Annotated in this window: 20 protein-coding genes and 4 pseudogenes; 7 read left to right on the top strand and 17 right to left on the bottom strand. The window is 50.0% G+C overall.

What is annotated here, in order from left to right; genetic code table 11:
* The first annotated feature begins 121 nt into the window (after positions 1-121).
* Together ACA074_RS20810 and ACA074_RS20805 are read left to right on the top strand one after the other, a co-directional pair.
* Positions 122-1266, top strand: a pseudogene (locus ACA074_RS20810) (IS3 family transposase).
* Between the two features lie 177 nt (positions 1267-1443).
* A complete protein-coding gene (locus tag ACA074_RS20805) occupies positions 1444-1899 on the top strand; it encodes an FxLYD domain-containing protein (RefSeq protein ID WP_497677706.1) in 456 nt (151 codons plus the stop codon).
* 53 nt (positions 1900-1952) lie between these two features.
* Here ACA074_RS20805 and csrA read toward each other — a convergent pair whose 3' ends face one another.
* From csrA to ACA074_RS20780, 5 genes and pseudogenes are all read right to left on the bottom strand, one after another.
* Positions 1953-2129 carry a carbon storage regulator CsrA gene (gene csrA, locus ACA074_RS20800; protein ID WP_497679341.1) on the bottom strand — a complete coding sequence of 59 codons (177 nt, stop codon included), beginning with the start codon at positions 2127-2129 and terminating at the stop codon, positions 1953-1955.
* A 373-nt stretch (positions 2130-2502) separates the two neighbouring features.
* A pseudogene (locus ACA074_RS20795) lies at positions 2503-2733 on the bottom strand (ATP-binding protein); the annotation flags it as partial.
* An 89-nt stretch (positions 2734-2822) separates the two neighbouring features.
* Positions 2823-3469 (bottom strand): annotated as a pseudogene (gene tnpC, locus ACA074_RS20790) (IS66 family transposase); the annotation flags it as partial.
* A gap of 199 nt (positions 3470-3668) precedes the next feature.
* The gene (tnpB, locus tag ACA074_RS20785) at positions 3669-3908 is read right to left on the bottom strand and encodes an IS66 family insertion sequence element accessory protein TnpB (protein WP_497677705.1); all 240 of its coding nucleotides are present in this window, start codon (positions 3906-3908) and stop codon (positions 3669-3671) included.
* A 116-nt stretch (positions 3909-4024) separates the two neighbouring features.
* Positions 4025-4394 (bottom strand): annotated as a pseudogene (locus ACA074_RS20780) (IS21 family transposase); the annotation flags it as partial.
* A gap of 585 nt (positions 4395-4979) precedes the next feature.
* Here ACA074_RS20780 and ACA074_RS20775 point away from each other — a divergent pair.
* The gene (locus tag ACA074_RS20775; protein WP_497677704.1) at positions 4980-5756 is read left to right on the top strand and encodes an EAL domain-containing protein; all 777 of its coding nucleotides are present in this window, start codon (positions 4980-4982) and stop codon (positions 5754-5756) included.
* Between the two features lie 890 nt (positions 5757-6646).
* On the opposite strand, the gene ACA074_RS20770 is transcribed toward ACA074_RS20775, so the two are convergent.
* The 6 genes from ACA074_RS20770 to ACA074_RS20745 form a co-directional block, all read right to left on the bottom strand.
* A complete protein-coding gene (locus ACA074_RS20770; protein WP_497677703.1) occupies positions 6647-7186 on the bottom strand; it encodes a hypothetical protein in 540 nt (179 codons plus the stop codon).
* A 75-nt stretch (positions 7187-7261) separates the two neighbouring features.
* Positions 7262-7525, bottom strand: a complete 264-nt coding sequence (locus ACA074_RS20765; RefSeq protein ID WP_497677702.1) for a hypothetical protein — start codon at positions 7523-7525, stop codon at positions 7262-7264.
* A 541-nt stretch (positions 7526-8066) separates the two neighbouring features.
* Positions 8067-8309, bottom strand: a complete 243-nt coding sequence (locus tag ACA074_RS20760; protein WP_497677701.1) for a hypothetical protein — start codon at positions 8307-8309, stop codon at positions 8067-8069.
* Positions 8310-9497: 1188 nt separating this feature from the next.
* Entirely contained in the window at positions 9498-10118 is a 621-nt protein-coding gene (locus tag ACA074_RS20755) for a response regulator (protein ID WP_497677700.1), read from the bottom strand.
* Positions 10119-10274: 156 nt separating this feature from the next.
* Entirely contained in the window at positions 10275-13937 is a 3663-nt protein-coding gene (locus tag ACA074_RS20750; protein ID WP_497677699.1) for a transporter substrate-binding domain-containing protein, read from the bottom strand.
* Between the two features lie 209 nt (positions 13938-14146).
* Complete coding sequence (locus ACA074_RS20745) at positions 14147-14611, bottom strand: response regulator (RefSeq protein ID WP_497679340.1); 465 nt, start codon at positions 14609-14611, stop codon at positions 14147-14149.
* Positions 14612-15364: 753 nt separating this feature from the next.
* On the opposite strand from ACA074_RS20745, the gene ACA074_RS20740 reads away from it, so the two are divergent.
* Entirely contained in the window at positions 15365-15625 is a 261-nt protein-coding gene (locus tag ACA074_RS20740; protein ID WP_497677698.1) for a carbon storage regulator, read from the top strand.
* Between the two features lie 395 nt (positions 15626-16020).
* Here the strand turns inward: ACA074_RS20740 and ACA074_RS20735 are convergent, their stop codons facing one another.
* The 3 genes from ACA074_RS20735 to ACA074_RS20725 all read right to left on the bottom strand — a co-directional run bounded on the left by ACA074_RS20735 (position 16021) and on the right by ACA074_RS20725 (position 19194).
* Positions 16021-16881 (bottom strand): hypothetical protein, encoded by an 861-nt coding sequence (locus ACA074_RS20735; protein ID WP_497677697.1) that lies wholly within the window; start codon positions 16879-16881, stop codon positions 16021-16023.
* Positions 16882-17078: 197 nt separating this feature from the next.
* A complete protein-coding gene (locus ACA074_RS20730) occupies positions 17079-17702 on the bottom strand; it encodes a hypothetical protein (protein WP_497677696.1) in 624 nt (207 codons plus the stop codon).
* 385 nt (positions 17703-18087) lie between these two features.
* Positions 18088-19194, bottom strand: a complete 1107-nt coding sequence (locus ACA074_RS20725) for an SAVED domain-containing protein (RefSeq protein ID WP_497677695.1) — start codon at positions 19192-19194, stop codon at positions 18088-18090.
* A gap of 514 nt (positions 19195-19708) precedes the next feature.
* Between ACA074_RS20725 and ACA074_RS20720 the strand changes: the two genes are divergently transcribed.
* Positions 19709-20263, top strand: coding sequence for a 3'-5' exonuclease (locus ACA074_RS20720; RefSeq protein ID WP_497677694.1), 555 nt, complete (start codon positions 19709-19711; stop codon positions 20261-20263).
* On the opposite strand, the gene ACA074_RS20715 is transcribed toward ACA074_RS20720, so the two are convergent.
* The 3 genes from ACA074_RS20715 to ACA074_RS20705 are packed head-to-tail and all read right to left on the bottom strand — an operon-like array spanning position 20260 to position 23772.
* Entirely contained in the window at positions 20260-20742 is a 483-nt protein-coding gene (locus ACA074_RS20715) for a Mov34/MPN/PAD-1 family protein (protein WP_497677693.1), read from the bottom strand. The two genes, ACA074_RS20720 and ACA074_RS20715, sit on opposite strands and share 4 nt — an antisense overlap.
* Positions 20739-22526: a ThiF family adenylyltransferase gene (locus ACA074_RS20710; protein ID WP_497677692.1), complete on the bottom strand. Its 1788-nt coding sequence runs from the start codon at positions 22524-22526 to the stop codon at positions 20739-20741. The genes ACA074_RS20715 and ACA074_RS20710 overlap by 4 nt, the downstream gene beginning before the upstream one ends.
* A complete protein-coding gene (locus tag ACA074_RS20705; RefSeq protein WP_497677691.1) occupies positions 22510-23772 on the bottom strand; it encodes a nucleotidyltransferase domain-containing protein in 1263 nt (420 codons plus the stop codon). Before ACA074_RS20705 ends, ACA074_RS20710 begins: the two co-directional genes overlap by 17 nt.
* Before the next feature lie 775 nt (positions 23773-24547).
* On the opposite strand from ACA074_RS20705, the gene ACA074_RS20700 reads away from it, so the two are divergent.
* Positions 24548-24736, top strand: coding sequence for an AbrB/MazE/SpoVT family DNA-binding domain-containing protein (locus ACA074_RS20700; RefSeq protein WP_497677690.1), 189 nt, complete (start codon positions 24548-24550; stop codon positions 24734-24736).
* Between the two features lie 291 nt (positions 24737-25027).
* Entirely contained in the window at positions 25028-25246 is a 219-nt protein-coding gene (locus ACA074_RS20695) for a hypothetical protein (protein ID WP_497677689.1), read from the top strand.
* Positions 25247-25574: the final 328 nt, after the last annotated feature.

The raw sequence follows: 25574 nt of genomic DNA, 5'->3' as shown, positions 1-25574 counted from the left end.
CCCCCCCCCCCCCAACATTACGATAAGGGATAGGCAAGCGGTTATGTTTATGACTAATAGCAAAGATAAGAGTGGTAAACTTTTAGGACAGTAGCGTCGGTGTCTCTGGTGCTCAGAGTAAATACTGGTTATGGTTCGCGAGAGCCTTGGGCCAGGCCAAAGTGTTTCGGCCGTGGCTAGGCGCAACGGCATCAATGCCAACCAGCGACCTGTGGCGTAATTACCAGAACGGCAGTCTATGTGCTGTAAGCTCAGGCGAAGCCTTGGTGCCGCACCCGAGCTGAGTGATGCGCTCAAGCAGATCCGTGAATTGCAACGGATGCGGGCCAAGAAAACGATAGAAGCAGAGATCTTCAAAGAAACTGTGTATATGACCCGCTCGTGAAATTGATTGCGCACTCACGCTAGTTACAGGTAGGGGGGGACGACCAGTGAAGCTGGTCAGCGCATGTCTCGGTGCGGCGCCCTAGCAATTAACGGTTCGAATCAAGCAATCGGTATCGCCCATGACCCGGCGACAAAGGCCTGTAAGCGTCGCTGAGTTGGCGGCCGAAATCCAGTAGCAGTTCAGCGAACTTCCCAGCTATGGCTAACGTCGAACCTAGGGATTGTTTCGTCGCGCACGTGAAACCCATTTGCTACCCGCGATCAAGGCGAAGCGGGTTTATCGGATTATGAGTGATCGCAACTTGCTGCTTGAACGCCGGATCAAGCAACGCGGCGTGCGGCTTCGAAACGAAGGCCGTCCAGCGGTGCAAACCAGTGATACGCGTTGCTGCTCGGACGGCTTTGAGTTCAGCTGCGAAGACGGTGCCAAACTGAGCATTACCTTCACCCTGGACACCTGTGATCGCAAAGCCATCGGCCAGACCGCAAGCCCGACCTAGTGCGGCGGCGATGGCATGCGCGACCTTATGTTGGAAAAAGTGGAGAAGCACGTCGTTGATAAACTGCCTGCAACGCCGGTGCAGTGGCTCAGCGATAATGACTCGACCTAAACCGCCCAACAGACTCCCCCCTGTTTGCTCGATATATCGTTTGCAGTCGGTGACTACCCCAGCAGGCATAGGGCCTCATGAAGAAAGTCAAACGTGATTACGTGGCGCACATGCCTAAGCCGGATCGAGAAACGGCGCTGCGTAACTTGGCAATTGCCTTCGAAATTACAACGATCAGCATCTGCACATCGCCTTGAACTTTGGTTCGCCGAGGGAGTTTAGTCACCTGTCAGTGGTATCAATTAACAGGAGTTGGTGTCAGGTTTGAAAGGGCAAGCCCACGCTTGTCCCCCTTGGCCCAGAACAAGCATGGCTGGTAGAAGCTGTGTTCTGAGTTGTGGCGTGCAACATCAACAGTCAAATAATGGTCAAGATAGAATGGTGTATGCTATTACATAAACATGCGTATCTTAATGGCTAGTAATTACTCGGAGGTCAGGTGGCTATGTATAAAATCGTATTTTCTTATTTTTTTGGCATGGTATTCGCCGCGGGCTATTCCATGAATATTTTGGCCGCCGGCGAACTTCATCTGAAATTCCATATAGGTGGGGCTGTTGGGAATGAATCGTTTATCGGTGGGACCTTGGTAAATACCGGTGACGCACCAGTGGCTCATGGGTATGTGGTGGTTACTTTACTTGATGGTCAGTGCCGTCCTCTGAAAAGTGTGCTACAGAGTTTTTACGGGATGACGGCAGGCGAGCAGAAAGATTTTCGTATCCCCATCAGCGGCGGTTTGAAGCGTTATCGCCTCAGCAGCATTAAGGGTTTTGATGACGCGGGCTTTGAGTTGATATCAGTAGATGATAATGCGCATATTCTTCGAGACCGGGAATCCCGGGAGCGCGAGTATTGCGCGAAGGCTCAGGATGCTCGCGGGCATTCGACTCTTCAGTGAGCCAATCGATAAGTTGAGCCGAAGGAATCTTGATCCTTCGGCTATTTTCAATTTTAGGTTTCTTCACGCTTTCTAGTGATGGTGGCATACACCTCCTCACGATGAACAGCAATCGATTTAGGCGCCTTGACACCTATTTTGACATAACCCTCATCAACACCGAAAACTGTCAAGGTAATTTCGTTGCCTATTATAATGGATTGGTTAGGAAAGCGCGAAAGTACGAGCATGGTTTTACGATTGGATGTGGATGATTTATCGTTTTCTTTCGATGAGAATTTTTTTTGCATTTGCTCTATCTCTTATAGTCATAAATGTCATGCTTTTGCATGACAAGACTTAGAGTTACCTTGTCGCTTGAAACTTTCTGTAGGGCAATCCCTAATTAGGCTTTTCTGTTGGCACTGATTGAAAACGGAGCCTCCCTGCCGATTGAATATTGACCCAGGGCGGATTGCTGATTTTTGCATCAGCAATTGTGGTTAAGCTTAGCAGTCGTCTCCAAGTGAAAAATATACCAAGCCTCACCGCATGCAAGCATGCGTTAGGGTATTTCCGGTGCAGATCAAAACGGCTAATCGCCCTCTGCACCATCATGTCCCTGCGCTTTCGTTCACGTGATTTGATTTTTGTTTGAGCAGTTAGGCTGTTGTGTTGCAAGTGATAGGACTCGTTGCCCGTTTCGACGATGTGACATTGGTGTGTCAGCCGATCCAACAACGCAGTGGTCATCTTGGCTTCGCCAAACACACTCGACCATTCCGAGAAGAGGAGGTTGATCGTGATGACCACGTTGGTATGCTCGTACTGCTTGGACAGGAGGCGAAATAACAGTAGGCGATCCATAAACCCCACCTACCTCAAGAGGGGGCAGAGAACTACTTTGGCATTTCAGGCGAGCAGTTACATGGCAGCAAGGCTTCTTAGTCTTCAACCGACGAGGCGTGGGGTAACCGCTCCAGTAGGTGGCGCAGTCACGTATAGGGCACTTGGCCGTTGGCCTTGGCGGTCTCAACCAGGCTGTAGATTTGAGCGCTGGCGGTGCCACCATTGGTAGTAACGCTGAACAACCAGGCTTTGCGCCCAATGACAAACGGCTTGAGCGCTCTTTTGGTGGCGTTGTTGTCGATGGGCAAATAACCAGCTTCGATGTAGCGCTCCAACCGGCCCCACTTGTTCGCCAAATAATGCACAGCCCTACCCAGAGCACTTTGCGGTGTCACTTGGGATAGGATTCTATCCAGCCAGCTTTTTAGATGAAGCAGGAGCGGTAGGCTCTTTTCCTGGCGTCCGATAAACCGCTGTTCATCGCTGGCATCCCTGAGTTCACGCTCGATGCCGTATAGCTTATTGATCATCGTCAGCGCGATATCCGCGCGGCCACTCTTGCCGTAGGGCTGCATTTTTTACGCTTGTACGAACTTGCGTCGCACTGCGCGATGCGCGCTAGCCTTTCCACACTCGGTTGCAACGCCAAGGCGTTATAGCCCGCATAATGGTCCGTCATGATATAGCCGCGATTACTTTTCAATAGACGCAACGGTACTTCCTGCGCACGGCTTGACGTGTAGGCCTAGCCATTACCTGCTGACGGCTTAGCGCTTCAAGCAACATTTGCTTGAGCAGAACAGGATCGTCAGGGAGGTTTTCGGATATTAAATTCATGTCCAGATTTTACTCGTCATGCAACGAATCTTGGAGTTAAAACCTGATGAGGACGATTGCGCACAGATCAAAACCGTTGAGTAACCAGTTCAACTCCTGGACCGTTAAAACGATGGCTTCTTCGGTAGCTTCGGTGATGTTTCAAACCGCTCGGCCTCCAAGCGCTTGAGCCAAAGACAGAAGCCGTTACGCTCCCAATACAAAACCTTGATACGGTTGTGGGCTTTGTTGAGGAGGACGAAGAGTAACGGATCGAACACGGCGACCTTGATGTCCAGCTCGACCAGCGCGGTCAGGCCATCAACGGATTTTCGGAAGTCGACGGGTTCGGGATACAGATACACTTTTTAGACTTTGGCATCAGGTCGCTTCATAACGAACTGGCTCCAGAGAGAATCGGGAGCAAAGCATCCGGCATCAGCTAAGCGCTTTGAATGTGGGGTTTATGGAGCCCTTACAATTGAAAGGCCTCATTGGGTGAGAACGTCAACGGTACGAAGAGACGTGCCTTGCTCACCTCGCCACAAACGAATGAAGGCGGTGAGCTGGCTGTAGCCGCCGTCGTAACCCTCGGCCTTGATCTGCATGAAGAGCGCTTTGGCGCTCCTGCGGTTGTGCTATGCCCGAAAAGAATCAGCCTTGACCGCCTGCCCCTGCGTCTCGTGAAACGGACTAAGTTTTTTGAGGGCTGCGCACCGCTGGTACGCCGGCTAAGTTGCTTTGAGCGCTATGACCCATTTTCGTATGGTGTTGCTCGACACCCCGGTACGCTTGACTATCTGATGCAGCGACAGCTTTTCGCGAAAATACATATACCGAATTTTTCCCATCATTTCGATGCTGATCACCCTGTGTTCACCTGCTCAAAAATTGAGCAGAGGCAGTTGAACACCTAGGTTAATTTTCGGTCAGTTGCAACAGAACAGGGACACTATTCGCGCTGTCTAACCTGTGGATGGCACGCCGACACTTACTGACCAATACTGGGTGCGCCTGTCATGCGGGAAATGGCTGCCGCGAGGTACTCGTTGGGCTTGAAACACCGAAATGAGCGAGCGATTTGATCGTTTCTGATCGGTTTACCGCTTTCAAAACTGGCAGGTACTGAAGTCGACGGGAAATATATGTCTACTTTAGACCATTCGTTGGGGGGGAGATAGATTTTACTTATTACCCGATGAAATATACCAAGCCCTAGGTAATCAAAAATAAAAAACGTTAGAGATCTTTACGCGTACCCGCCCGGTTTCTCAAAGAATATTTAGAGAAAAAGCTCGTATGTTGTTGATATCTTTCATATATAACTTAACTAATCAGCTTCAGCGCAACTCCTAGTTAGAGACTACACTGTCTAGAAATAGTGATCTCCATTCAACTGCGCCAAGGAAATGGCCATCCATTTCCGGTAGAATGTTATGACAAATCTTCCTAAAGTGTACGACGGATTCAATCGATGTGGCAAATGCAAGACCTTGACTACTAAAGACATTGACTTTACATTTGCATTTCAACCTATAGTTGATACTCGCAATCATTCGGTTTTCGCTTATGAGGCCCTAGCGAGGGGGCGACAGGGCGAGAGCGCCTGTTCTGTGCTCGCTCAGGTGGACAATGAAAACAAATATAGCTTTGACCAAAAGTGCCGAACTCGAGCTATTTGTATGGCGGCCGAATTAGGTATGACAGAGCATTTGTCTATAAATTTTCTGCCTAACACAGTATACCGCCCCGAGCTATGCATTCGGAGCACTCTTGCTGCAGCGGAATCCTGCCACTTTCCAATTGAGCGGCTTATTTTTGAAGCAGTAGAAGGAGAATGCGTAGCAAGCAATAAGCATTTAGTTGAGATTTTTCAAAACTATCGTGGTCTTGGTTTTAAAACAGCTATCGATGACTTTGGCGCAGGTTATTCCGGACTGTGTCTTTTGGCAGACTTTCAACCGGATTTTATAAAGCTTGATATGGATCTAATACGAGGCATTCACCTTGATATTGTTCGACAAAGCATTGTGCGTAACGTCGTAAATTTATGCGTAGACTTGGGTGTAAAGGTTATTGCAGAGGGTGTAGAGTTGGTGGAAGAACGAGATTTTTTAGATGGCTGCGGAATTTTCATGATGCAGGGTTATTGGTTTGCAAGGCCAGCATTAAACTCATTGACAACAATTCCAGTCGCCCTCTGGAAAACTTAGATCTAACATGAAGACGACTTTACACGACTTGCTGCTGGAGTAAAATTTCGAATCATCCGGCAACAATATTTCTGCTCGGCGAGCTAATTGGCGAGCTATCGGCGTGCGCCGACTATAAAAAGTACGGAGGCAACAAAAGTAACGCACAGGAGAGCGTAAGATGAGTTGGTCGATAATTTTTTCTCAAAAAATACTCCTCTAGATGAACACACATTAATTCGGAAGGCGTTGAAAGCTTGCCTTTCAGCGGTAGGTCGGTTCCGTTATTTCCGTCGGATATGGTGACTATTTTCAACGCGCCTTACAGTAATGCATGTACCTGGGAAGGTGCCAAGCTTTTTTGCGAAGCCGCGGGCGGGCGCTTACCCGAACGTTTTGAATTAGATTCAGCATATGGTGATGCGTCTGGAGGTTATACATTGAGCAGCCAGATGTGTTTAAAGCACGGCTTGCCGCTAGGCGACGTGTACTTGATTCTAAGAGCCCGTACTACCCCTTAATGTTAGTAAACACCACGCCATCGATATGATGGTCCCGGATTCCTTCGCCGAATCTACCGACAATGCCCTCCACCAGGTTCCGTGCGTGCGTCCTGGACATTAGCCTTGAGTTTTTAAAGGAGGTTTTGCTATTTTGCGTATTCAGGGACTGAATGGATCGAAAAGCGAAACAGTTTGCTTGTTAAGTGAAATTTTTCCGAACAACGTAAGCGCAACTTCGTATTATTGCATTCCACTCTCCGGCCAATATCGGGTCAGCTTTCTCGGGGTTCATTCGCTCGCTGCTTTATACATCGTTATATGTCAGGGTTCCGGGAAACTTGACCTGCGGAAATGCTGAAGTCCGACCTGAGGTCGGGCTTGAGCATAGGCGTGTACGATCTTAAAATTTTAGTCGTCGGCAAGTACTGTCTTAAGATCCTGCCCCTGTATATTGACCACCGAACGAGAAAAATTCAGGAACTTACCAGATTCTGGATTGATGAGCCTTGCGGAGACATGGAAAACCATCTTCTCGGAGTTAATGGAACGAATCAAGACAGTGGCATGCGTCGGGTGAGTGTTGGACTCAACATATTTAAGGCCCTGCCAGTCCGCAGTCATTATCAGTTCAGGATTGTTAGCACTTTTACTATGAACCCGATTTCCCGGCAGGATCTGCATACGTTGCAGATAGATGTTAAGCAGGATGTTATTATCCGTGCTGACGTGAATAGACACTCCCGGTTGACCCGCCAAGCCGAACTCGACAGAACCCACTTGAACTTTTGCACCGGTCACGTTGAACCAGTCCAACCAACCCGTCAGGCGTTGCTCAACAAAGGCACTTTCGCCCTTGGGGTTCGGCTTATGCTCCTCGTTGCCGCAAGCACAAAGCAAGAGCGCAAGTATCGAAACAGTTATGATTTTTCTATTTATTTCCATGTTCATGAATCTCCTTTTTCCAGCGCTTTTGGTAGAGACCAGAGGTTTGCATCTGCACATATGTACCAACACTTAGTGGTTTCAATCGAGGTGGCACGGATAGCCAAAGTGGCCAAAGCCTTCGGTGAGCAAGTGCAGATTCTCCAGTAACGCCGCCTGGTGCTGCTGTGGCTGACTAGTCGAGTACAACCAAGCATGGTGAAGCGGATCGTCGCAGCGACTATGGACAACATTAACCCACTGCGAACAGTGACTGAAGTGCACGCGACCTCGCTGGAAAAACCCCATCCATTCCAACGAATCTGTTAAAAAAACATCCTGCTCAAGTTGACTGCGCTGTTCCATTGCGCCTCCCATTTATTGGTTAATGAACCTCAACGCACGCAAGCCACACGAGATGGGGAATTGCTCGTAACCCCCCAACCGTTAGTCAGGTTCGCGTATTTACCAAAGAGCGCGGCCCCATGGGCCCAGTAGATGTTCTCGTAGAAGCTCGCACCGCCCCCGCACTGGTCCCAAAGCGGCCAACCGTACTTTGAACACATCTCTGTATTAGTTATGTATCCCGGGCTTGGAGCAAAGGATGGTGAGGAAGTGGCATTCACAAACAGCGCCTGCAATTCTTCAACGGTTGGTAAACGTGCTGGGGGCACCTTGTTCTGGCAATAGGTTTTGGCGGCCTCTTGGGTGCGCAGTTCCAGGTCAGGCGCCAGGAAATACCCACATCCGACCGCACCACCGCGCTCCCGAGGGAGATAACCGGAGTACTGGAAGAATCGTTAGTCTCCTAATTGGCTTTCGGCGTTATCTGTACCATCAAGCGCTGATTCGCGACCTCCACCACCTTCGTGTAAGTACTCGCTCCTGCGCCGAGATTGGCACTTTCTCACCTCCATTGAACGGCCGTGCCGCCATCGCCAAAAGCCCCCCTAAAGTCGAAGCCGCCGCGCGCGAGATTGTCCATCTGCGGTAGAACACTTGAACCGTTTTGGTTGGCGATCACCACATTTTTGATCTCTGGCCCGCCCCCCTTGTCTATCAGTATGGTGGCGCCCACCGCCTGCATATTGGAGACTAGGGTCGACAACAACATCCCACCGGCCAGGCCTGGGAGTAGAAATCTATTCATGCTCTCTCGTCTCTTTGGAGATTTAAGTTGCCCGCGGCCTTGGCTTCACCTAGACCACAGACATGTATCTCCTGTTTCGCATCAGGAGCAAACCATACCTTGGCATAATCTATCCCCCATCACTGGACGCCAACCCGCGCGAAAGGGGCGCGAAGGGACGAAAAACCTGCATCAAAGTCGTCGCTGGAAACACCACAACGGAGAAAGCGAAGACGAACCACATTTTCAATACTATTGATGGGAGACTGCATCAACCCTGTCTCGTTATTTCTAGAGCAAGCTGTTTCGCCGGGACAGGTTCAGCCTCCAATATCTGACTAGATCATGGGGGAATTCTGGTAGTGCAAGTTAGCTAATGTCCAAATTGCTCGAGAGGCAAAATAACTCGCTGCAAGCAATAGCATGCAGAGACCTCAACGATTGATGCGCGGTGAAGCAAGTCATCTTATTGATTACAATATTCTACAGTGATGCTTCTAAAAACAACGCCGGCGTTAGCGAACTATATTGCGTATTAAACCAAAAAATAAGAGTATCCGCACCTAAAACTGACAACTTCCAAAGTTCAATCCTGAGCCTATAAAATGATAAAAATCCATCCTCAGCAAAGCCTCTCATCAGCCCAGTCAAAAAAAATAGCGGGTAAGATTTGGGGCGATCATCGAGCTGATGGACGATATCGTTGCAGAAAATTCTACAACCCCGCGCGTGAGTAAGGTTTACGCAGATCAACAAGCACTTGATGGCCGTATAGTCGCGCTTACTACTGGATCGCTAGGCTAAAGTAATTGGGAATGGAGCTTAAATCAGCGCGACGATAGTGCCCACTTCACGATCCGCGCGTAAAAATGCTACTCCATCAACACCAGACATAAATATGTCGCAGATCAGCACATCAAAACAACCTCGGCTCAGAGCAACGCAATCGCTTGCTCGCCGCTCTCGTCACTATGCACGCTTGTGTAACCAAGTCCTCGTAATGTGATGCTTAGAATTTGCCGAGCAAGGGCGTGATCTTCGAATTATTATTTTTATATCCTGCATCCTCCGCGCCCTCAATTTCATGAGCTCGACTTACTCATTTCCAAACGCTCTGTAAAGAAGGAAACACTTAGGTCTCGTATTCATGTTCGCTTAGCTCGGACAACCCGAATGAAGGAACGGGGCCACAGAGGCCCCTACCTTAATCTATGCAGTCAACCCTGCACGCCTGGCGATCATGATCAAGTCAAACAGACTATCAACATGGAATTTTTTTAACAATCGAGCCTTGTACATGCTGACTGCTTTGCTGTTCAACATCATTCGTTCGGTAATTTCCTGATTGCTTCGCCCTCGGGCTAGTTGCTGGAGTACTTGCAACTCCCGAGTAGGGAGGCATTCGATTAACCTATTCTCCGCGTCTATTTCTCCATCCTCGAATACCTTGGATGGGAGATATTGAATACCAGACTGCGCGGATCTCAACGCCAGAAGCAACATTTCAATTGGCTCCGTTTTGCTCACGTAGCCATCAGCACCTGCCTGCATGCAGCGTACTCCATGATGATAGGAATGTTCGGCAGTGAAAACCACAACATTGGGGGGCGAAGGCATACTCTTAATTTCATGGATAAACACCATCTCATCCATTAGAGGAATTCGAGACTCCATAATTATTATATCAGGCTGATGTATTTCGACTTGGCTGAGCGCGTCAGAGGCATTGCCTGCTTCGGCGATAACATCAAACCCATGAAGTGCCAGATACATGCGAACTGCGAAGCGCGCAATGGGATGCTCATCGACTAAAAGCACTTTTTTCATCATAAGACCGATCCTGATCAAACTAAGAAACAGCAACCGTGCGTGCACACCCAGAGTCGTCAATGCAGGTTTGAACGCATGCTTGCAATGAACAGCCATAATCCTTGCAATCAAAGAGTCAAACGCGCGAGAAAACCTGAATCCACCGTAGGGATCTCCCTATAAATCCGCCACTTCCATCCAGCCGACAACCGCCTCTTGCAGGCGAGTCACGGCATCGCACACGGCCACTGCACGACGACGGGCCTCATCGTCCGGAACAGCTTGCCCCAAGCCCGCTTCATAGGCGCTTGTCGCCTCAACCAATTGGTGTGCTCCCACCATCCGGGCTGCTCCTTTAAGCCGATGCACGATCTGACCGAGTTCGTGCCATTGCCCAACGGCCATTTGCTCTTCAAGTCGTCGCTTGTCCACCTCATTCGTCGCGAGCAGCTCACTGAATAGCACGCGAATCACCTGCCGATCTCCGTCGGTCAAAGACATGAGTAAGTCCAGGTCGAAAACGCCCCCCTTGGACTCCCCAGACAGAGATTCATCAGGGATTGGCACCGGCGCTCCGGAATGGGCATCATTGCGAACAACCTTCGCCAAGCAGGTTCTGAGTAAACTCAACCCGACGGGTTTGAACATGCAATCATCCATGCCTGCATTCAGGCAGCGCACTCGCTCTTCTGCCTGCGCATTCGCGGTAAATCCAATGATCAAGCACGGGGCAAGCGTCCTATCGTGCTGTCCAGCACGAATAAGCCGAGTCAGTTCGTAGCCATCCATAATCGGCATATTGCAATCGGTGATCACCACATCGAACGAATCCACCTGGAGGCAGTTGAACGCTTGCTGCCCGTTTTCAGCCTCCTTTACTCGATGTCCCAAAAAAGACAACTGCTGTCGCAACAGTAAACGGTTGGGTAAATGGTCATCGACCAATAACACGCTCAAGGTTGCACCATCATCCGGTATAAGTGATGACCAAACCTGCTCTGAGGGTCTCCCCTCCAAAATCGGCACCTGTAATTCGACGGTAACCCGCGTTCCAACCCCGAACTCACTCTGCAGGTATAACCGTCCGCCCATCATCTCGACTAGCTGCTGGCAGATCGCCAACCCCAACCCTGTACCACCGCGCTGGCTTGACGCCTCCCGCACCTGACTGAATGGCTCAAACAGGGAAGCTTGACCCGGCAACGAAATACCTATGCCACTGTCGTGTACAACAAACACCATCCGTAACTCTGAGCCCAATTCCTGCGCGCGCAATGAGAGCTTGATGCCCCCACTGTCTGTGAACTTGATCGCGTTGCCTAGTAGGTTGGACAAAACCTGCTTCAATCGACACCCGTCGACTAACACATCCTGATCCGAATCAAGTTGCAACTCCGACTTCAAGTACAATCCCTTTTGCCGAGCCAGTCCATAAAACACTCGCTGCACCGAATCCAGAATTTCTCGTGGGTTGTTGCGTCCGGGCTCCAATGTCAACTTGCCAGATTCGATCTTCGCAAGGTCGAGAATATCGCCGATCAATAACATCAGCGCGCTAGCAGAGGAGTAGGCGACTTCAATGGCGGATCGATCCCAGGGCTCGCCCCGTTTGAATCGTTCAATCGTAAGCTCGAGCAATCCAATGATGGCATTTAACGGGGTGCGGATTTCATGACTCATCACAGCCAGGAAACGGCTCTTTGCTGCGCTAGCTTGAACAGCCTGATCACGAGCTTCCTGCAATTGCTGAAGCAACCGCTGAGTATCAGATACATCGATCCATCCCATCAGCAATCCTACAACTTTACCGTCACTGCCCCGATGGGGAACGGCCCATTGGCGGAACGTGAAGTTTTCATTGCAAATACGCAATTCGACCAGTTGCATGTCAATGGCCTCATTGCGTTCCAGCAGCGCTTGATAAGCGCGCTGCTGGGCGCCTTCCTGGGCCAAATCCAATCCGTCGACCTCGACCCAGGAACGACCGATCACATCCTCGGGTTTAAGTTGGAACTTCCGAAAAAATGTGTGGTTACATAAGACGAAATACCCTTGCAGATCGCGTACGACGACGGACTGGGGAATGCCATCGAGCAGCTCGCTACGAAATGCCTGACGAGCCTTTTCAGCTCGGTCACGCACACGATTGAAGTACGCGTATCCCTGCCACAATACAAGTAGTACCAGCACCACTGCGCCAGCAAGAAAAAACCAACGTAGCTTGCGCTCATAGCCACCCCAAACGCTGCTCTCGGCCGGCAAGCTGTTTTGCCAGCGCTCGACCAGAGTACCGACAACACGAGGTTCAAGCTGATTGAGAGACGCCTGCATAACTTGATACAACATTGGATTGTCTTTCGTTACAGCAAATGAAAGGGACTCTTGGATCTGCGTCAGTGACGTGATGACCCGAAGATCCCGAGCGAAATACTGGTTGATCATGTAACGCGAAACCGGCAACAGCAAAGCCGCAGCCTCTGCTCGCCCACCGGCCACCGTCATGAGGGTTTCCAAATAGCTATCGGTCAGCACTGGTTTAATGGTCGGGTAAAATTCATGCACGTATTGGATTACCGATGAATTCTTCAACATAGCCACCCGCCTATCCTGCAAATCGGCCAGTGTTTTAATGCTGCTATTGCGTGGGCCTACTAACGCAAAGCTGCTTTTAACAAAAGGATCGGTAAAGTTCAGAAAGACTTTACGCTCGGAGGTAGGCAGCAACATGGTGGTCATGTCTCCTTTACCATCGCGCAATCCCTCCAACACATCCTGCAACGAATTGAACTCTACAAACTGAAAGCGCATACCGCTGCGCAAACTGACCTCTGCTAACAAATCTGCCAAAAAACCGCGAAACTCCCCCTCATCATCATAAAAGCTGTAAGGCGGTGTGCCGCCACTGACCACCACCTTGACTTGCGGTCGAGTCGCCAGCCAAATGAGTTGTTCAGGTGTATAAGCAGAAGTGCGCTCGCTATCGAAACGCGCGCTGACGCCCCAATGCCCAAAGATCTCAGCTTGGGTAACGCGCGGGATAGACTCAAGTACCCGGTCGAATAAATCGCGCAACAGCGCATCATCTACACGGAAGACAAAACCGTAACCCACGGGGCGCCAATTACTCTGTGGTCGCATGCGCAAACTCGGAAGCTCCCCAAGAGCGAGATGGTAGGCAACCGTCGCGGCATCACAAACCAACCAATTTGCATTTTGATACTCCACCGCATGCAGGGCCTCTCGAACCGTGGGATAGACATCAAGCTTTACCTTCGGATAACGAGCAGCCAGTTCGTTCAACGACGCATACCCATCTACCACTGCCAAACGTCCACCTTGGAGCAAAGCTTCCTCTCCTAGGTTACCGCCACGTCCAACTAGAACTGGTTGATTTTCGGTGTAAGGTCGAGAAAGCAACAAACCCGGGAGCTGCTCTTCAAATGAAGAGCCTCGAGCCAATACATCCACTTCCTTACCTCGCAATGCTGCCAAAGCTGTTGCCCAGTCAGGATAAACTCGTACCTCAACTTTCAGCCCGAGGGCGGTACCGATGATGCTCAAATAGTCGGCCGCAATTCCCTTAACCGTTTGATCGCGTACCACTTCTAAAGGCTCGTAGCCCGACTTAGTAACACCAAGACGGAGGATGCGGCGCGCTTGTAGTGATTGTTGCTCCAATGGCGCAAGTTGTACGGAGACTCGAGGAAGGCCCACGTCAGCATAGAGCTGAACCGACTCGATCGCATGAACCTGAAAACTTGAAAGCAAGGAGGCTGATATCGCCCACAACATGATCAGACAGCGAAAAGCGCCTTGCGAGATAATTTTGTGATGCCTCATATCAATTCCCCGCACGGATAAAAAGAACGCCCGACACCAAAAATACATTTAACCTAATTCCAATTTTCGTCCGAGTTACACCAGCCGATCACGGGACTCAGGTTTAAGCTTAGCCTGTAAACCTTGGATCACGAATTGAACATGCGTACTGATATTCAGTATCACCGCCACGCCATCCACACCACTGCCGCGCACTACACGGCGCGACATCACCAACGCGATGTCGGATAACTCGCCTGATCGACTATCGTCTCTGACGAAAGATCGGGGTAAACCATGCGTCCCTGAGCTACCTGGGTGATCGCACTGGACAACAAAACAAGATCGCACCCCCTCGTCAGGAAACCTTTCGCCCCAAGGCGCATACATCGCTGCACGTAAATACTTGCGTCCAGCACGCTTATCACGAGTACCGGTAACCGAGCATAGTGCCTGCTGACCTGTCGCAGCGTAGCCAGTGCTTCAAGTCTCGGCATCTTCAAATCCAACACCATCACGGATGGTGCATGTTTGGCCACCAGATGGAGGACGTCATGACCTTTTTTGCCTCTACAAACCACTGAAAAGCCTGCTCGTCTAACCATTTTGGTCAACAAACTACTGGTGGCTGAATCGTCATCGAGGATAAGCACCCGAGTTAAGGAGCGCCACCTTACAGAATCTGCCCCTTCCATCATATTGTGCATTGTAAAGTACCTCCTTAAAAATCTTAATTCCCAAGCAAAGTCCACGATCATTTGGTGCGCATGAAGCGCTAGCACTCTCAGTTCACGAGTTTTGAAGAGCGTAGAATTGTCGCCTAACGCCAAAATTCCGAGTCAGACTTATTCGAGTATTGCTCAACTAAGAAATTGTTATCGAATAGAATGCTGGGGAGGGCATCGAGGATGTTAAATCTACTAAAGCGTTTAGCATTTTACTAATAAAATGCACAAACTGCAGAGCACTGAAGCCAGCACCGTTTAGCCGCTCCAAAAAACTTAGACTATGAAACCCACGAAGCAGAGAGCAGAGAATAGAGAACAGATCTACTTAAAATTAAATATAAATCTTTGGCATTCAATAGATTATGGATAACCTGAGAACGCCCTCCCCGTGCAAGCCTAGGCTTACATTTAAATCAGGTTGAGCTCACAGCAGTGCTTGTAGCAACGGCTGAAACGTTATTAAATGCGACAATCCCAGTCCCGCCACCAATACGACATACAAATGCTTAATATCACTCATGTTAATTTTCACTTCCAGTTTTAGCTAAGCCTTCTAATTACCGGGCCATTATCCGCACTCCTAAGCACAAGCCACAGGGCAAGCCCCGTATTAGCATGTAGGGATCTTCCTTAAATTGATGAGCCTAAGGAATTAGCGCCAACTTATTAGGAATTCCCCTACAGAAAATCTCAGAAAGCAAGGTGGTTTTCAGGCTTCGCATGCAAATTCATGACGCTATGACTATCAAAAAGAGCAAATGCAAAAGAACCTCATCGAAAGAACACGATAATCCTTCCACATGCAAGCGCAAAACCATGCTCGTATTTTCGCGCTCACTTAACGAATCCATTACAGTCGGCGACCATATTATCGTGACAGTTTTCGGCTTCGTTGGGCGCCATGTCAAAATAGGTATCAACGCGCCGCCATCGATTACTGTTTATCGTTACGAGGCGTATGCCGCCATCTCTAAAAAGTAAGCGTCCGAGCTACATCGCGTTGCAACTCAAACCTAAATCCGTTTAAACCACTGATTCACGCGCCCAAATGCCACATGGATCCATGCCATTCAGCCATGTCGTCATGCTCCGGATGTCATCGAAACGCTGCCGCTGGTTGCTTGCAGCCAGACAAAGCGCCGTTGTTCCAGCCGTTTGCAAAACAGGCACAAGCCATCTTTATATCCAGGAAAGTTTGCAGCCCGCTTTTGGCTGGGATGATGTCCATGCGCCTTGTCAGTGCTGAGCCCAGTTGACCACTCAATGGCTCAAGGCTCGCCAAGACGCGTAAGTGACTCGAGAAATTACCAAGCGAAGCGCGTTGAAACTTTCCCTGCCTCCCTTGCGACCGACGTCTCCTGTGCTCCTGAAAATTTTTAGGAAGATGATGGATTATTAATCGGTTCCTCAATTATGGGTACAGTCTCCAGTGTTGGACGAAGGTGCTCAATCAGTTGTCGCATTACTTGTTTGGAAGAGGGAATCGGTCCTCCGATCTGGCGTTGCTCTGCTGAGTTCTCTTGGGCACGTACTGTGATTACGATGCTTTCATCCGCTTGGACTCGGGCAAACGCGGCAAACCCATTTTCCAAGGGGTGGATCATCTCGCCGGGTTCAACTCCAGGATAAAGCGGTGCTGCGTGGAAGTCGCTTTTAAAGGCAATCAGGCGAACTAGAGGATATAGTTGTGGTTGATAGTGTATTGACCAGTGCGTGTAAATTTTGAGCAATACCACGCTGGCAATAAAGGCACCTAAACCGTGGAGTAGTACACTGGTACGAGTCCGGCGCAGCGTCACTTGTCCGCCAAAAGCCCGTATCAGGATCACCAGATTTTGCAGCACGCTTTGCGCTGGCAGCAGCAGGAGTGGGATCGCTATCATAATGACGCCAGCCAACGCGAGGACCAATGCTGCAACCAGCATCCATGCTGGCAGATAAAACATTATGACAAGAAAACCAACCGTCGCATCAAAGGACTGCGGCGGTAAAGCTAGCGCATCGGCAACCATGGAGCGCGCGAGAACTGTGGCCAAAAGCAATACAAAAATATGCAGCAGCACAATAGGGGTCTTTGCGAATGGCCTCTCCCATGCGCCATATAGCCAGCGAGCCGCTGGGAAGCACCAAATGACAAAGCCGCTGACAATCAATGCCATTGCCAGTGTCGTGGTAATGTCCGAGATTAAGTCACCGAACTTACGCGCCAACAATTGTCCCGCGATAAAAGTCAGCATCGCGAGCCCATGCAGGCGTTGGGGGGTGGAAGTAGTTGAGTAAGTGCGTATTATCCATTGTTTTAGTGCTTTCATGAGCGGCTTTGAAGAAGTAAATGGTTGGTTTGAGATGGTCTAGCTGTTGATGCGTAAAAATTTTCTGCTGCAGGATCGATAATTTGATGTGTGTGTTGATTAGGTTTTTTTTATTAAGGAATTTAATACGCTGTCGGAGGGTTGCGTAAGTTATACATTTTTTGGAGATTCATTAGTTCTTCTTCGTCAAGCAATGTAGCCGCATGGCACTGAAATTTAGCAAGGGAAGTTTTGGTGTCTTCGCCAGCTACAATATATTCAATCCTCGCTTCACAATCCGTTGATATTGAGTCAGCGATTGAGGTCTCCTCTTTTTCTGGTTTCTTATATTGAACGGTGCTGTTCAGTTTAGACCGGCTCGATGAAAGGATGCTTGATTTCCCTTTTTCGACCAATAATCCTTTTTGGTCTATTTCAACATTGCTTTTAATATCTTCGCCCGAATGCAGCGTAACCCGTTGAACAACCAGGTCTTGTCCGCCGTCATTGCTCACCAGTAATGAAATATGCGAGGGGGTGCTATAGATGATCGCGGCAGTGAGTGAAGCTTGACGCGCCTTCCAAGAGTCATATGTAAAGCTTGTTCCCGCCGCAATAATACCTAAGGCGGCCAGCGCCTCTGAAGTAACTGTGATTAACTCTTTGTGCGCTAACACGAATGCCGTGAAGGAGGGCGGAGAAAAGCTTCTTGTTTTCATCCAGGTCACTATATGTTTGCCCAGCTTGATAAGTTTTGCTGCTCGCATAGTTGGTTTTTCCAGCTCATCTATTGATAGGGAGAGTTATTTGGCTATGGTTGAAGCCACCTGTACATGGGGCTTGTTTCATGGTGTCCGATTCAACAGCCATTTGTCGGTGATGGGGGCCGGGGCAATTTGCAAATTTACGCGCGAGATGATTTGAACAACCTTGCTGCCATGTCTGGCAACCTCAAATAGGCTTTGCAAGCCAAGGCGTCGGCGCTCCTTGCATAAAGCAGTGACAAGCGCGGCAGTTTGTTTAACGCGACTCTGGTAGATGCCCTGGACCTCTTGTGAGTTTGGAGATCCTTGGCTAGGGCCCATAAATGCGAGTTAAAGTTTTCACTGTCTAGTGATCAGAAATGCCCAGTTTTTCCTGGCTCGTGCGCTCTTAAGCATTGAAAGGGACGGGCCTATACACGATCGCTGGCTGATTGCCCTCGTGAAGCGGGAGAGCCACACCCCAAGGATAAACGGGAGCGCACGAGCGTTCGTATTGATAGATAATTGCCGGGGGAAGTAAGCGTCTGTCGTATACCCGGCCCAAATTAAATACCACGCTATTAGGGGCAGCGATGATGAGATGAATTGTCTTGACGCTGTGTCCTGAAAGCTTTTTCAGTTCCTGAAGAAATTGCTCTGCCCATGCGCCTTGTTTTTCCAACGACCAGTGCGCATTTGATGAGAGCTCCGACATTTTCATGTGGATGACCGGTAGCCCTGGGAAGGTTTTAGCGATGCCAGCCTCATCCACTGGGTACGATATGGAAAGCGCCATTACTACCTCCTCAGCTATCCCTTGAAGCGTACTTACAGTTTGCAAGCGTTTGCCATCATCCACACCGTTTTCAATCAGGCGCCATTGACCGATCCCGAGGCGATCCCAGTCAAAGATTTTGATTCCACCCCCCTCATCGTCCAAAAGGCACCCGGTGAGAAAAGTGAAGGGCACAGCAAGCAATCCTCCATAAACAATCTCGATGTCGTTTTTGTTTTGACCGTCCAGGCGACGCACCAGATCGCCCCGGCCATCGACCACTTTTTGCAGGGCGACTTCTGGATGAGTAATACGACCTTCTGTGACGCCTTCGCGAATGTCCACAAAAATGGTCTCAACCGTACCGCCGATGAGAGCCTTGACGATGGCATCCAGCGGACTATCAATTTTGAACAGACCTTTTTGCTCCAGTAACAAGACGCGGCGCCGAGCTAGTTGTTTGCGGTCGTGCAGGTTGAGCGCGACCCCTCCCACAATCATCAGAGCGCCCACGACGAACGCAGCGATTGTCATCCAGCTGGCTGGACCGCCTGTCGTGTCAACGTTGGCTTGTAATTGTGCCGACTCGCTGGCGTACTTTATTTTCCCAACAAAGCCGCCCGCTAGCGAAGCGCCTATCACCAGCGCCCCATAGCTGATAAGAAAAACACCTATATTTTTTGGGCGGACGTACCAGTCGACAAGCTTTCGACCCCAACTGAGCAATTCTTCCTTTATCATCGTCTGTTCCTGCTAACTGAGACGTGGGAGCGAGTATGGCAATATGCAATTATGGACATGATCCTGAATCGCTTGGATTAAATCCACCGTTTTTGCCATTAGGACATTATGAAAGGCGGGAGAGGGACTTATTTTGCGTCTAGATGACTATGGGGTCGTTTTAGCCTTTGTCCGGTCGAGAGCTGCTGCGTGTGGAAAGTTACTAGGCAGCTCAGTTCCCGAAGGTGGCGATCGTGTTGCAAGCGTTGAGCTCAAAAGTGAGCGGGTCACTTGAGTATTGGCGTTGCTCGAAGCCCTGGGTATGTTTGCGTATTAAGGCAATTTAAATCTTTTCAGTAGCCAAAACGCTACCGGTTCGCAATCTTAAAGCGCGTTACCAAGTGATTATTTGCAAGGATTTCCGCATGGGAGAATTTGTAGAAATCAAAAGAGTAGGTAGTCGACTTGCTGAAAGACGGAAAGCCGAGTCGCAATTTTCGGCCCACTTTGTGAGCTTCTTATCAGGAGAATGGAAATGAGCAGTGAAGAGCGTTACATATCTGTTGATATCGAAGCGTCCGGGCCTATTCCCGGAGAGTACAGTATGCTGTCTATTGGCGCTTGTCTGGTCGGCGAGCCAGAGCAGGCCATCTATCTTGAACTTAAGCCTGACAGCCCCAAACATGATCCAGAAGCTGTTGAGGTAACGGGTTTAGATCTAGGGGCGTTGGCTATCGCCGGGCTCGCTCCAAGGGAGGCTATGCAAACGCTTGCCGCTTGGATATCGATCGTGGGACGAACCGACCGAAAACCCATTTTTGTAGGTCTGAATGCTCCTTTTGATTGGTCGTTTGTGAACTACTATTTTCACAGGTATCTGGGCGAGAACCCTTTCGGATTTGCCGCCCTCGATATTAAGGCGTTCTACATGGGGGCTTTCAATCTTGAATGGAGCCAGACTAAATCATCGCATATGAACGCGAATTTGCTCCCGCGGACCACTCCGACTCATAACGCGTTGGACGACGCTCGCTATCAGGCTGAGCTATTTGATTTGATGTTGCTCCGTAGGGCAGAAAAGGGCGTTTAGCTAGTCAGGGTAGCCTCTATGCATGCGCCATCCCGGAACAGCCAAGCTTTGATCCCGTCGGGTTTTGACGACTGGCCCACGATTACGGCGATAGGATGGGGCAGCACGAGTGCGTAGCGCATTGCGAACTTTGTAAAGCTTGCGATATCCGTGGGGGATATCTCTGGAATCGTCTGTGGGTGAGTATGCCAGTAACCTATGAGGCGAAGACCCGCAGCGTTGGCCTTTACAATTTCATGTTGGCAGCGTTCGGCATCGAGTTCCAGCCAGGTCCAGCCAGCGCGGTCTTTGGTATGAGGTGGGGTCGCTAAGCTCATGATCAATCCATGCGGATTGCTCAAGTCAACAAACAACTGCCCACCTCGTTCAGTTTTCCACGACCGTTGCCGGTATTGATCGAGCATCTCGGCGGAGGCTTGTGAAACAGATAGGCGTAAGTCGATGCTACGCCATTGCCAGGTCCAGGCTATGGCGGTCATTGATCCTCATCCGTCACGGACGGCCACTCTCGTTCAAGAACGATGTGTTGGACGCCAGGTTCTATCTTTGTCCCGGAGTAAATGCCATCATGTTTGGTAACATCCTGCGGCCGATAAATGGATGTCGTCCATGTCGGACAGTCAATTTGTCCCGTCAGCGTGCGCAGCGCAACTTGTGTCACCATAGATGCGACGTTGCCCATGCCTGAGGCTCCTCCGGGAATAAAGGTTTGACCACAGGCCGGGAGTGGGACGACTCCACCACCGTTCGGCCACTCGGTATACTTCAATTTGAAATTACCAGTGTCGTCAAATAGGGGGCGTCCATCAGCTACCCCATCCAGGGCTAGGAGCGCATGCCCAACGAAGGAGTGGGGCTCACTCCAGGCTTGGAGCAACCCCCAGCGTGTGTCTCCCGTCTTATGACGCCACAGTGCGACTTCCGATGACCAGTCGGCGGTCGTAACTATCACCAGATTGGCACCTTCAAAGAGTGCGGGTTTTTCAAGAAGCATCAACTCGACGAAGCTCTGGTAGGGGACGACTTTAACGGTTGGCAGATCGTGAGTGATTCTCTCCGCGAGAGCACGGGCTTTTGATCGGGCAAGATCGTCGGCGCCCAATACGTGTCGTCCCAAATTGGCAGACTCTAAAGTATCAGGATCGATCAATATGATTTCTCCCACACCCGATCTTGCCAGTTGTAAAGCCACTGTGCTCCCAAGTGAGCCTACACCGACCATGATCACCCGCGCGTTCTCTAGATATTCCGCCGTCCCGCTAAGGTCGCGTGAAAGGATATCGTTTCGATCCAGCACATTCAGAATGGCTCCTCGCACTAGCGCCGGGGTGTGAGACGGTTGGTTTTTGCCGGACCATCGGCGGGCGGAACGAAACCCATACCAGCGTCCCTGATCTGGCTGTCTGCTGTAGGAGCGGACGTCCAGGCAATACAATGGTGCCCCTGCCGGCCCAGGGAGCTCTAGTAATATCCAGCGGTTTGCCAACGACCCCTTCCCGGAGAACCACGTAATAAATTTTTTGCGGTCGTCGTGACTGAAGTGGGGAGTGAGCCAGTCAAGCAAATGTTCAGGGTCTGGAAATCGCAGGTCCGGATACGTCAATAATTTCACGTAGAAACCGGCAACTGCGGGAGACCGAATTATTGCGTGTCGCCCAACGGTCCGTTTGATATGTGCTCGAAGTGGCTCCACACTGGGTGCGAGCCATGCAGTACGCGTACGCCGCGTAGGTCGCGGGTCGCTGATCGCAAATAGCTCGGAAGCAGATCCAGGCCGCTCCAGCAGCAAGGTATCTTGTGGGGAAGCACTCAGTTGCATGTTCCAATACGAGGTGAATTCCCGGCGGAACTCGGCATCTCTCAATGCAGGATCGGAGTCCATTATGACGAAGCTGAGGATAGTGCCGAAGCGTAAAAGGCTGTCCTGAACCACTGTCTCCGGTGTGCCGGTAATAGGTTTTTCACGGAAGCCATGCAGGCAGAGTCCAGATTTCATTGCGTGGGGCCATTCCAGCCACGGAGATGGCTCCACCCGAATTTGCAGTGAGATCAAAGGAAACCGGTGTGGAAAAGCGATACGCAGTTGCCGCTCCACACCGGTGTAGTCGAGGGGGAGAGGGAGCAAGAAGCTCGCAGCTTCCCCTTGCTTACGCGTCGTCGGCCGCAGGAGAGAGGTAGCGGCTTCTTCGCCAATAAAGGCTTGAAGGGCTGCGATACCTCGCTCCACCAAAGGGCTCAGCGTGGGACTAACCGAGGCGTTCAACTGGTTTCACATTTGTTTGAGAGGTTGCGTGACTCGAGCCACCAAAAATGGCGGTGGCGGATAAGACGTTTCTGGTCATGCCAGCTTTTCGGCCAGCCATCGTCCAATGAGCGGGGATTGCGTTATTGACATCAGCAATCAAGCCCAGGCCGACCCCAAAACTTTTTTTCATCAGCTGGGCGAATGCGTCAGCGCTTTCGTGGCTCTGCAACCCGAGTTTGAAGGCAACAGTTGCGCTTGCATGCCAGTTGGCGAAAGCCAATTGGTATTTTTTCCCCTCAAGAGGTCTGTTCCATTTTTCAGCAAAATTTTCCTCATGATCCTTTGGATTCAGGACCTGATACTGTCCGCCGAAAACTGTGATCTCTTCGGGAATTTTCTCGACGATTTTGATAATGGCATCGATAGGAGTAAGTGGAGTGAACTTGGACTCTTGAACTACTTTAAGGTAGGCATGAGTCGCAAGGGTTGTGATTACGGCAGAAATAGGCCGATGGTCTTCATTCCGGGTCTCAATCGCCCACTCATCACGGTGCCGTTTAAGGAGTTTGATAGTGGCACGTAGAGGATCGAGCGTGTCGTAATCTTGGTAGGAAGGGAGAGGCTCTTGGGTCGCGGAATCCCTCATCATTTCGAAGCCTTCGCAGGCTGTTACCAAGCTTTTGGCGAGCGCAAGCGAAATCTGTTTCTCAGACGCGTCGTGCAGCCAATCCGCATACGGAATTGGGCTACTGGCCTTCCAACCGATTTCACGATCGGGCACTTCAAGATTACCTTGCCCGTCACTTTCACCATTTCCTCTCACTGCCCGGGCCGGGGTGATGTCAATGTGGAATCCTGGGTTTTCGTCAGCGTATTCTATTCGGATACCGCGACGTAGCTGAACAATTTCGGACTGGACGCGGCTGCCTTCACGGAAACGCTCCTCGATCACGTTGAGTACCGTCGTCGCATTCGTTCCACCTGCATTCGGCAGCCAGACGATTGCATCCGCATCGATCGTTCCCAGATCTTTGGGAGCATCTTTGACTGGATTGATAGTGGTTCTTAAGCGCATTGAGCCTTGTGGGAAAATATGGGCGCCCTGAAGCAGAGGATTCGTTGATGCGGATAGAATCTTTTGCAGTTGCGAATATCTTTCCTCGATTGTCTCGTACTGGCTTTCTGTCAAGGAAATGCTGCTGGCCGCCCGCAGTAAAAGTAGTTCCCAGCTACGGCGTCTGGTCAATTCATCTTGCACAGTCATGTTCGATTCTCACTAGAAGTTGGTCCAGATCAACCCGTATTGGGATGTTTCTCTTCAATTTTTTGGGGTTCTACAACGCGTCTTATTCAGTAGCTCATGTTGATTGAAGTGCCGCTAACAATGCTAAGGAAAAAAAGGTTTTGCGTATAGTCTGAGTGAATAAAAAAAGCAAGATTTTGAAAGTCTCGTGACGAGTTGATCAGGTTGAATAATATGGAAAAGGTTTGCTGATCGGCTGCATTTCTAATAGTTACTGGCGCCGGTTTTTTGACTTTTTTGTTTCGATGTTTTGACCAAATTCATCTTAAATTCATCGTTTCCATTAAAGACAAAGTATTTTTTTGCTTGGGTGCGCGAGACCGATTTAATCAGGAATTAATATTAGCATCAAAGGATAAGGTTGGTTAATCGTTTAAGTGAAGCTATGTCTTGAAAAATTCTTCGCAAGTTGTCTGATTTGTCCTCTGGCCTTCTTCGCATTCCTTGCGCTGAATTGCTGACGCTTTAATTCTGCGATGGCGCACTGCGAACTTTGCTCAAATGTAATAGGTAGGGTACGTCGATGAGCACGTTGGTATCAGAGAACTTTAATTAGTAGTCGTAATGGACTGCTGCTCCTGTCAGTTTCTCATACCGCTCCGATGGGGCGTTTTCACCGGTCTCCATGGGCAGGAAATGGATAGAGAGCACCCTCAGCCGACCGCAGCACGCTTCAAACAGTAAAGTTATTCTGAGCATAATGAGTATCCCGCTAATACATAAATGTGAGTACGTCATGACCGAAGACCAGCGCTGGATAGTGAAGTGCCAAGACCATGCGGATGGAAGTGGTGATTTCATCATTGATTTTCCGTCCGATCTACTCGCCAGTTTAGGACTGAGCATCGGTGACGTGTTGACGGTTGATGTAATCGACGGCGCGATAGTTCTGACACCCATGTCGAGCGACTCAGCTACACCCTGAGTTGAACCCTTATGGGCTACCTAATCTTGGGAGGGGGCATGAGTAAACGGCACACTTATTCGTGGCGATTGCATATTGGCCGGCGACTACAAACCTTTTGGGTCGATTGCCTTGCTCCCAGACAGTCAGCAATCGGCTACGCAGTGAGGGCGTAGCCTGGGCATGTATCCAACTCAAAATTGGCGGGTGAGATTGGTCGGATTGTATGCAATAGGCTGTGGGGAGGGCACAGAGCAGCTGTAAACACCAATATAGGCTAGGTTTAAGCATCATTCATCAAGGACGACCAGCATGTTAAATGACTCGGACTACCAGATCTCCACGGCGGATGCTTCGACATTGCTGCTGCACAATCAACGCGCTCAGAGTGCGGCGATAGAAGAAGTCACCAGGTGGCTATCAGAAAATGGGGTGGGCAGCGTCGCCGCTCATGCAATGTCGGCCATGGAAGTGCTGGACGGAAATGCACAAGCGATCACAGATTCCATTATGAGGATACGCCAGTCGTAAATCACTCATTATGATAATCCCCTCAACTTACCGTCACTAATCACTAACAGTGATGCTTTGGATAGCGGCCTCAATTCAATGCGTCAATACGTGAGGTGAGATATAGTCGATGATTGGTATGTAAGCTGCGAACTTGGAATATCGTTAAGGTGAAATATGTGTCGTTATGAGCCTTTTTGGCGCTGCAAAAAATCCTCCTGGTGCTATTTTATATCACAGGGGGGGGGGGGCGCTTTCGAAGCTTTGATGTAGCAGGCCCGTTTACTCAGCGAGGAGTTCTTGTCACCGAAATGGATGAAAAACTCAGGCAGCCTGAACGGACTATATA

Source organism: Pseudomonas sp. LBUM1655 (assembly GCF_059716085.1).
The sequence above is the reverse complement of the archived record's forward strand: the minus strand, read 5'-3'. Positions and strand labels throughout refer to the sequence as shown.

Excerpts from the sequence above, each read along its gene's own strand:
- ACA074_RS20805 (WP_497677706.1), top strand. The coding sequence starts at position 1,444 with ATGTATAAAATCGTATTTTCTTATTTTTTTGGCATGGTATTCGCCGCG.
- csrA (WP_497679341.1), bottom strand. The coding sequence starts at position 2,129 with ATGCTCGTACTTTCGCGCTTTCCTAACCAATCCATTATAATAGGCAAC.
- ACA074_RS20775 (WP_497677704.1), top strand. The coding sequence starts at position 4,980 with ATGACAAATCTTCCTAAAGTGTACGACGGATTCAATCGATGTGGCAAA.
- ACA074_RS20770 (WP_497677703.1), bottom strand. The coding sequence starts at position 7,186 with ATGAACATGGAAATAAATAGAAAAATCATAACTGTTTCGATACTTGCG.
- ACA074_RS20765 (WP_497677702.1), bottom strand. The coding sequence starts at position 7,525 with ATGGAACAGCGCAGTCAACTTGAGCAGGATGTTTTTTTAACAGATTCG.
- ACA074_RS20760 (WP_497677701.1), bottom strand. The coding sequence starts at position 8,309 with ATGAATAGATTTCTACTCCCAGGCCTGGCCGGTGGGATGTTGTTGTCG.
- ACA074_RS20755 (WP_497677700.1), bottom strand. The coding sequence starts at position 10,118 with ATGATGAAAAAAGTGCTTTTAGTCGATGAGCATCCCATTGCGCGCTTC.
- ACA074_RS20750 (WP_497677699.1), bottom strand. The coding sequence starts at position 13,937 with ATGAGGCATCACAAAATTATCTCGCAAGGCGCTTTTCGCTGTCTGATC.
- ACA074_RS20745 (WP_497679340.1), bottom strand. The coding sequence starts at position 14,611 with ATGGAAGGGGCAGATTCTGTAAGGTGGCGCTCCTTAACTCGGGTGCTT.
- ACA074_RS20740 (WP_497677698.1), top strand. The coding sequence starts at position 15,365 with ATGCAAATTCATGACGCTATGACTATCAAAAAGAGCAAATGCAAAAGA.
- ACA074_RS20735 (WP_497677697.1), bottom strand. The coding sequence starts at position 16,881 with ATGCTGACTTTTATCGCGGGACAATTGTTGGCGCGTAAGTTCGGTGAC.
- ACA074_RS20730 (WP_497677696.1), bottom strand. The coding sequence starts at position 17,702 with ATGCGAGCAGCAAAACTTATCAAGCTGGGCAAACATATAGTGACCTGG.
- ACA074_RS20725 (WP_497677695.1), bottom strand. The coding sequence starts at position 19,194 with ATGATAAAGGAAGAATTGCTCAGTTGGGGTCGAAAGCTTGTCGACTGG.
- ACA074_RS20720 (WP_497677694.1), top strand. The coding sequence starts at position 19,709 with ATGAGCAGTGAAGAGCGTTACATATCTGTTGATATCGAAGCGTCCGGG.
- ACA074_RS20715 (WP_497677693.1), bottom strand. The coding sequence starts at position 20,742 with ATGACCGCCATAGCCTGGACCTGGCAATGGCGTAGCATCGACTTACGC.
- ACA074_RS20705 (WP_497677691.1), bottom strand. The coding sequence starts at position 23,772 with ATGACTGTGCAAGATGAATTGACCAGACGCCGTAGCTGGGAACTACTT.
- ACA074_RS20700 (WP_497677690.1), top strand. The coding sequence starts at position 24,548 with ATGACCGAAGACCAGCGCTGGATAGTGAAGTGCCAAGACCATGCGGAT.
- ACA074_RS20695 (WP_497677689.1), top strand. The coding sequence starts at position 25,028 with ATGTTAAATGACTCGGACTACCAGATCTCCACGGCGGATGCTTCGACA.